This is a genomic window from Actinomadura logoneensis, from assembly GCF_003428695.1.
In the GTDB taxonomy this organism is placed as follows: Bacteria; Actinomycetota; Actinomycetes; order Streptosporangiales; family Streptosporangiaceae; genus Spirillospora; species Spirillospora logoneensis.
In genome coordinates, this window is the sequence record NZ_QURH01000903.1 from 1 (window position 1) to 6,714 (window position 6,714).

Sequence of the window (6,714 nt, forward strand, 5' to 3'; positions counted from 1 at the left end):
CGGCCGATGGCGCGACCCGCCATCGGCCGGCCCTACCTGTGAGTAACGTGGGTCACAACGCCGCTGCCTGGGGTGACGGCGGGTGGCTGCGCTACATTGTGCACCGGGAAGTCAGTACGCACTTACACGCGAGGAGCCCCGGCGCATGGCACGCGACATCTTCACCGAGGAGCACGAGGCGTTCCGCGACATGGTGCGGTCCTTCGTCGCCAAGGAGATCGAGCCGTACCACGCCCAGTGGGAGAAGGACGAGATCGTCTCCCGGGACGTGTGGCGCGCCGCCGGGCGGCAGGGGCTGCTCGGCATCGAGATGCCCGAGGAGTACGGCGGCGGAGGCGAGTCCGACTACCGCTACTACGCCGTCCTCAACGAGGAGCTGGCCCGGGCGGGCGCGTCCGGCCCCGGCTTCGCCGTGCACAACGACGTCGTCGGCGGCTACCTGGTGCAGCTGCTGAACGACGAGCAGAAGGCGCGCTGGCTGCCCGGCTACTGCTCCGGCGAGCTGATCACCGCGATCGCGATGACCGAGCCCGCCGCCGGGTCCGACCTGCAGGGCATGCGGACGACCGCCGTCCGCGACGGCGACGACTACGTCCTGAACGGGCAGAAGACCTTCATCACCAACGGCATCCTGTCCGACCTGGTCATCGTCGCCGCGAAGACCGACCCGGCCGCGGGCGCGCACGGCGTCTCCCTGCTGATGGTCGAGCGCGGCATGGACGGCTTCGCACGCGGCCGCAACCTCGACAAGATCGGCATGCACGCCCAGGACACCGCCGAGCTGTTCTTCGACAACGTCCGGGTGCCGAAGGAGAACCTGCTCGGCGAGGAGGGCATGGGCTTCATCTACCTCATGCAGAACCTCGCCCGCGAACGCCTCTGCATCGCCGTCTCGGCCGTCGCGGGCGCGCAGGCCGCCTTCGACATGACGCTGGAGTACTGCAGGAACCGCGAGGCGTTCGGCCGCCCGATCGGCAAGTTCCAGCACAACCGCTTCACCCTCGCCGAGATGAAGACCGAGATCACGGTCAGCCGCGCCTTCCTCGACCAGTGCCTCGCCAAGGAGGTCCGCGGCGAGCTGGACGCCGAGGAGGCGTCCATGGCCAAGTACTGGACGACCGAGATGCTCAAGACCGTCGTCGACCGCTGCGTCCAGCTCCACGGCGGCTACGGCTACATGGCCGAGTACCCCATCGCCAAGGCGTACCAGGACGTCCGCATCCAGACCATCTTCGGCGGCACCACCGAGATCATGAAAGAGATCATCGGCCGCGGCCTCGGCATCTGACCCGCCTCGTCCGCTCGGCGTCCCGCGTTCAGGCCTCCCTTAGCGGTATCGCGGTGAACACCCCGTCGGGGTCGTAGTGCGCCTTGATCTCCAGGAGCCGGGCGGTGTTGGCGCCGTAGGCGTCCGGGGCGTGCGGGTCGTCGGGCGCCATGAGGTTGGCCCAGCCGCCGGGGAGGGCGTACGGCTCCAGAAGGTCCTCGGCGTCGCGGACCCAGGCCGACTCGGCGGCGCCGTCGCCGTCCGTCCAGGATCCGATGATCTCCACGACGAGGTGCTCGTCGCGGTACGGGTAGGCGGCGTCGGCGGCCTGCGCCCGGGTCGCCGTGCCGTGCGCGTGGTGGACGTTCAGCGCGCAGGTGCCGGGCATCGCCTCGGCCGCCCGGACGAACGCCTCGATCGCGTCGTCGGTCAGGGCGGGCAGCATCCGCGCGCCGAGGCGGTACTCGCCGCCGTACGGGAACGCCTCGTCCAGGGCGTGCACGGCGTCGGCCAGCGCCCGCCGGTCCACGTCGTCGAGCACCGGGTCGCCGAGCGCCCGGACCCGGGCGATCTGCGCGGCGGCCCGGTCGGGGTCGCCGGCCCAGGTCGGCATGGTGAAGACGACCTTGCCGACGGGGGTGGACATGGCGCCGAACATCACGTCCAGCGCGTCGTCCGCCGCCGCCGTCAGCGTCCGCCATCCGCGCAGCACCGACCGGGCCTGGTCCCAGGGGAACGCGAGCAGGCCGGTGCTGACCGTGGCGAAGGGGTGCAGCCGGGTGCGCAGTTCGGTCACGACCCCGAAGTTGCCGCCACCGCCGCGCAGCGCCCAGAACAGGTCGGCCTCATGCCGCGGGTCGGCCGTGACGATCCGGCCGTCGGCGAGGACGACCTCGGCCGACAGCATGTTGTCGACGCCGAGTCCCGTGACGCCGATCAGGGTTCCGTAGCCGCCGCCCAGCGTGAGCCCGGCGAACCCGACCGAGCCGACGGTGCCGACCGCGGCCGCGAGCCCGTGCGGCCGGGCGGCGTCCAGGACGTCGCTGACGGTCGCGCCGCCCGCCACGCGCGCCTCGTCCCCCTCGATGACGACCTGGCGCATCTCGCCCAGATCCACCAGGAGGCCGCCGTCCGCGATGGCGCTTCCGGCCCAGTCGTGGCCGCCGCCGCGCACCGACAGCGGCACCCCCGCCGACCGGGCGGCGCGCACCGCGGCCTGGACGTCGGCCGCCGTCCGGCACCGTGCCACCACCGCGGGACGCTTGGTCACCCGCGCGTTCCACAGCCGGGTCGCCGCCGCTGCCGCAGAGGGCTCGGCGATCAGCGCGTCGTCCGGCAGTCGCTCACGGAGCAGCTCGACGAGGGTGTCGAGCGCCGGTTTCGAGGCGGACGGCCGAGAGGCGGGCGACCGGGACTCCGGGGTGGATGACATGGCCCGTGGTTCTCCCTTCGACAGGTGTCGGAACCGCGGGATGCGTGTCCGGGTGCCAAATCATAGGTTCGCGAGGATCGACCAGGGATGGCCGGTAAGGGCCACACCTGTCGCTACCTGCCGCTCAGTCCGTCTCCCGGCGGCGGGTGAGGCGGACGGCGGCGGTGGTCAGGACGGCTGCCAGGGGGAGTTCCAGGAAGGCGGCCATGGACACGGCGGCCGGGAGGTAGCCGGAGCGGGCCGTCATGACGTCGAACCAGGCGTCCGCGACCATCAGCGTCGCCAGTGCCGACAGGGCCATGGGGGCGAGGGCGTCCCGGCGGCGGACGAGCCACGCGGCGGACGCCATCACGGCGATCTCGATCGCGTCGAAGCCGCACCACAGCAGCGCCCAGTCGACGGTTCGGGGCTCGGACGGCGGGATGGAGAAGGCCATGCCGACCGTCCACGCCAGCAGGACGGCGGCGCCGGCAGCGAGCACCCCGGCGAGGATCCGGTCGGGCGACCGCCGGCGTCCGCGCGCCCACCGGCCGCGTGGCCGCGGAATGTTCGTCGTCGTCATGGTCCCCAGCCTCGTGCGCGGCACGGCCGGCGCGCCTCCCACGGACGGGCCGTCCGCACGGCCAGTCGCACGATCGCGAGTCCTCCGTGAGGAGGATCCCGGCAGGGGGCGGCCCCGCGACGGACGCACCCGTCCACCTCGGCCCGGGGGCGGGGAGGTGGTCGCCAGCCCGGCCGGGAAGATCAGGGGAAGCGGGCGTCCACCTCGGCGGGGGTGAGGCCGAAGTCGGCGAGGGTGTAGCGGTGGGACGGGCGTCCCCGGCCCTCGCTCGACTCGGTGTGCAGGCGCTTCATCGCGGCCCGGGCGTCGTCGGTGAGCGGCAGGCCGAAGTGCGTGTAGATCGCCTCGGCGGTGCCGAGCGGATCGCGGACGAAGTCCTCGTACCGGACGTCGAAGAAGCGGGCCGGGTCGTGCCGCCCGCGCTCGGCCCGGAAGGCGGCCAGGCCGCGGCTCCAGAGGTCGAGCTGGTCGCGGCCGATGACCTCGCCCCGGAAGAGGTCCGACCAGCCCTCGGTGGCGTGCGCGGCGAGGCTGCACATGGACGCCATCGCCGTGCGCGGGTCGCGGTGCGTCTGGACGACCAGCGCGTCCGGGTACACGGCGAGCAGGGCGTCCAGCGCGAACAGGTGGCTGGGGTTCTTCAGCACCCAGCGGCGGCCGGGGTCGTTCAGCCCGATCAGCTGGAGCAGGCGGCGGTGCCGGCGGTACGCGGGCGTCCAGTCCTGCCCGGCGAGCCACGCGGAGTAGGACGGCAGGTGCGCCAGGCACTCGAACGAGACCGACCGCATCGACTGGCGCAGGAGCTGCCAGCACTCCTCGACCATGTCCGCCGACATGTAGTGGACGCCCATGAACTCCGGATGCTCGACGTGGTGCCGCTCGCACCCCGCCTGGACGGCCCGGAAGACCGGGTCGTCCGCCCACGCCGCGCGCGGCGGGCGCGGCTGCGGGACCTCGGTCAGCCACAGTTCGAGGCCCTGGTGGGCGGGGTCGGCGGTGAGCAGCCGGTGCAGCGCCGTCGTCCCGGTGCGGGGGAGCCCGGTGACGAAGATCGGCCGCTCGATCGGGACGTCCGCGTGCCCGGGGTGCCGTTTCCACGCGTCCTCGGCGATCAGGCGGGCGGTGAGCGCGCCGCGCAGGAACGCGCGCTGCGTCTTGCTCCCGAGTTCCGTCAGCCGCGCGTCCCGCCGGTAGGACGCGAGCAGCGCCTCCAGGCCGTCGGTGTAGTCGTCCTCGCCGAAGTCGGTCAGGCCGGTGGCGCGCGTGGCCGAGGCGTGCAGGTCCTCGACCGTTCCGACGTCCGTCCTCATCGCGGTCTCCTCAGTGGGTGGAACTCGCCGCCTCAGTGGTGGAACTCGCCGCCGTTGACGTCCAGGCACTGCCCGGTGATCGCGCGCGCGTACGGGGACAGCAGGAACACGGCGGCGTCGGCGATCTCGTCCGGCTCGGGCAGCCTGCGCAGGTCGATGGTCGCGGCGGTCTCGTCGTAGACCTGCCGGGACGTCGTCCCGCGCTCGGTGGCGAGCAGGTCGAAGTACCACTTGAGGTTGTCGGCCCAGATCCAGCCGGGTGCGATCGTGTTCACCCGGACGCCGCGCGGGCCGAGCTCGGTGGACAGCCCCTGCGCGAGCGCGAGCAGCGCCGACTTGGCCATCTTGTACGGGCCGAACGTCGCCTTCGAGTGCCGCAGGACGGCCGAGTTCACCATCACGACCGACCCCTTGGATGCGACGAGCGCGGGGACGAACAGCCTGGTCAGCGACAGTGCGGCGAGGACGTTCGTCTCGAAGCCGCGCCGGACGGCGGCGACGTCCACGTCCAGCAGGTCCTGCAGCGGCGGGATCGCGAAGGCGTTGTTGACCAGGCCGTCCACGTGCCCGTGGGCGTCGAGCGTCTCCCGCACGAGCCGTTCGCAGGACGCCTGGTCGCGGATGTCGGTGCGGACGGCGGTCGCGCGCCGGCCGAGCGCGCGCACCTCCTTGGCCACCTCCTCCAGCCGCTCCTCGGTGCGGGCGGCGAGGACGACGTCCGCGCCCGCCTTGGCGCACTGGAGCGCCAGCCCGCGCCCGAGGCCGGGGCCGACCCCGGAGATGACGATCACGCGTCCGTCCAGCAGCATCAGCCCAGCATCCTTCGCGCGGTCGAGATCTGGCGGGCGGCGATGCGCTCCGCCCACTGGGAGGGGGTGACGCGCTGCCGGTCGTGGAACGGCAGGCGCGCCGGCAGGTCGGCGAACGGGACGACCTCGACCCGCGGGCCGTCCTCCGGGGTGAGCTCCCGCGACAGCCGCTGCCAGCGGACCTGGAGGAAGCCCCGGTCGTGCCCGGTCGTCTCGATCCAGTTCGCCAGGCCCGGATCGCGCTCGGCGACGACCATGCGGATCATGCCGTCCGGGTCGGCGGCGGCCTGGTCGGCGGTCAGGCTCGTCTGGTGGTTGGCGTAGTCCAGCGAGACGTACCACATGCTGCCGAGCTGGAAGCCCTGGTAGGGGGCGTCCGAGCGCGGCACCGTGACGATCATCGCCTGGTCCGGGCGGAGGGCGAAGTGCCCGGCGGACGAGTACTGCGTGGCCAGGCCGCCGGGCGTCGGGCGCGGCTCGGTCATCGTGTTCACCGGCAGCGTCAGGTAGTGCCACTCGGGGAACGCGAGGAACGTCCGCAGCCGCGAGACCAGCATCTTGCCGGCCACGTCGAACCGCTTGGCCTGCCGCGCGGACGTGGGCGCGGGCGGCGCGTGCCCGAGCCGGTCGGCGCGGTGGATCCGGATCTCGCCCGGACGCTCGGCCGCCCAGTCGCTGAACACCTCCCGGACGAGCAGCATCGCCGCGCCCGGCCCGAGCGTGAAGTAGTTCGGATCGTCCTTGCGGCGCGGGTCCTCGGGGCCGAAGCGCAGCTCGAACGAGCCGTCCGGGGCGGTCTCGAGGGCACGGTCGTCGAACGCGCTGAGGCTGTCGGGCGACGCGGACGGCGTGTAGTCGCCGTTCAGCACCTGGAAGCTCAGGTCGGCGGTGCTGCCGCGCCGCCCGGTGACGACGTACTCGGCGTCGTCGCGCAGGTAGGCGTTGAAGTACAGGGTGTCGGGGTTGTCCAGGCCCAGCTTGGAGTGCGGGCCGGTCGAGCGCGCGAAGAACGGGAAGTCCCGCTCGTACGCCCACGCCATGTGCAGCGCGGCCTTGACGCTTCCCGCGAGGTACTCCAGCCCCTCCGCGAGGTCGAGGTCCGACCGGACGTGCGCCGCCCCGCGGATGATCCCCTCCGCCTCCACGACCGCCCGCCCGAACCCCGCGGTCGCCTGAGCGTCGCTCCCGCCCGCCTGCCCGGCGTTCGCCTCCGCCCGCGCCGACGCGGCGTCCGCCTGTCCGGCGTTCCCGTCCGCCTGCGCCGGCGTGGCGTCCGCCCGCCCGGCGTTCGTGCCCCCCTGCGCGGCGTTCGCGTCGACCTGCGCCGGCGCGGC

The 6,714-nt window shown here is 73.2% G+C and carries 6 protein-coding genes; 1 reads left to right on the forward strand and 5 read right to left on the reverse strand.

Features of this window, described 5'->3' with window-relative positions; genetic code table 11:
- Positions 1–145: 145 nt before the first annotated feature.
- A complete protein-coding gene (locus DZF91_RS30455) occupies positions 146–1,288 on the forward strand; it encodes an acyl-CoA dehydrogenase family protein (RefSeq protein WP_117360535.1) in 1,143 nt (380 codons plus the stop codon).
- A 28-nt stretch (positions 1,289–1,316) separates the two neighbouring features.
- Here DZF91_RS30455 and DZF91_RS30460 read toward each other — a convergent pair whose 3' ends face one another.
- The 5 genes from DZF91_RS30460 to DZF91_RS30480 all read right to left on the reverse strand — a co-directional run.
- A complete protein-coding gene (locus DZF91_RS30460; protein WP_117360536.1) occupies positions 1,317–2,699 on the reverse strand; it encodes an FAD-binding oxidoreductase in 1,383 nt (460 codons plus the stop codon).
- Between the two features lie 124 nt (positions 2,700–2,823).
- Positions 2,824–3,180 carry a hypothetical protein gene (locus DZF91_RS30465; protein ID WP_147341462.1) on the reverse strand — a complete coding sequence of 119 codons (357 nt, stop codon included), beginning with the start codon at positions 3,178–3,180 and terminating at the stop codon, positions 2,824–2,826.
- Between the two features lie 263 nt (positions 3,181–3,443).
- Positions 3,444–4,571 carry a sulfotransferase family protein gene (locus DZF91_RS30470; protein WP_117360538.1) on the reverse strand — a complete coding sequence of 376 codons (1,128 nt, stop codon included), beginning with the start codon at positions 4,569–4,571 and terminating at the stop codon, positions 3,444–3,446.
- Positions 4,572–4,603: 32 nt separating this feature from the next.
- Positions 4,604–5,380, reverse strand: a complete 777-nt coding sequence (locus DZF91_RS30475; protein WP_117360539.1) for an SDR family oxidoreductase — start codon at positions 5,378–5,380, stop codon at positions 4,604–4,606.
- Positions 5,380–6,714: hypothetical protein (locus DZF91_RS30480; RefSeq protein ID WP_328589238.1), on the reverse strand; the 1,335-nt coding region annotated here is incomplete at its 5' end. The genes DZF91_RS30475 and DZF91_RS30480, both read right to left, overlap by 1 nt.

What these genes read in the sequence shown, in the direction of transcription:
- DZF91_RS30475 (WP_117360539.1), bottom strand. Translation starts at nt 5,380, where the DNA reads ATGCTGCTGGACGGACGCGTGATCGTCATCTCCGGGGTCGGCCCCGGC.
- DZF91_RS30455 (WP_117360535.1), top strand. Translation starts at nt 146, where the DNA reads ATGGCACGCGACATCTTCACCGAGGAGCACGAGGCGTTCCGCGACATG.
- DZF91_RS30470 (WP_117360538.1), bottom strand. Translation starts at nt 4,571, where the DNA reads ATGAGGACGGACGTCGGAACGGTCGAGGACCTGCACGCCTCGGCCACG.
- DZF91_RS30460 (WP_117360536.1), bottom strand. Translation starts at nt 2,699, where the DNA reads ATGTCATCCACCCCGGAGTCCCGGTCGCCCGCCTCTCGGCCGTCCGCC.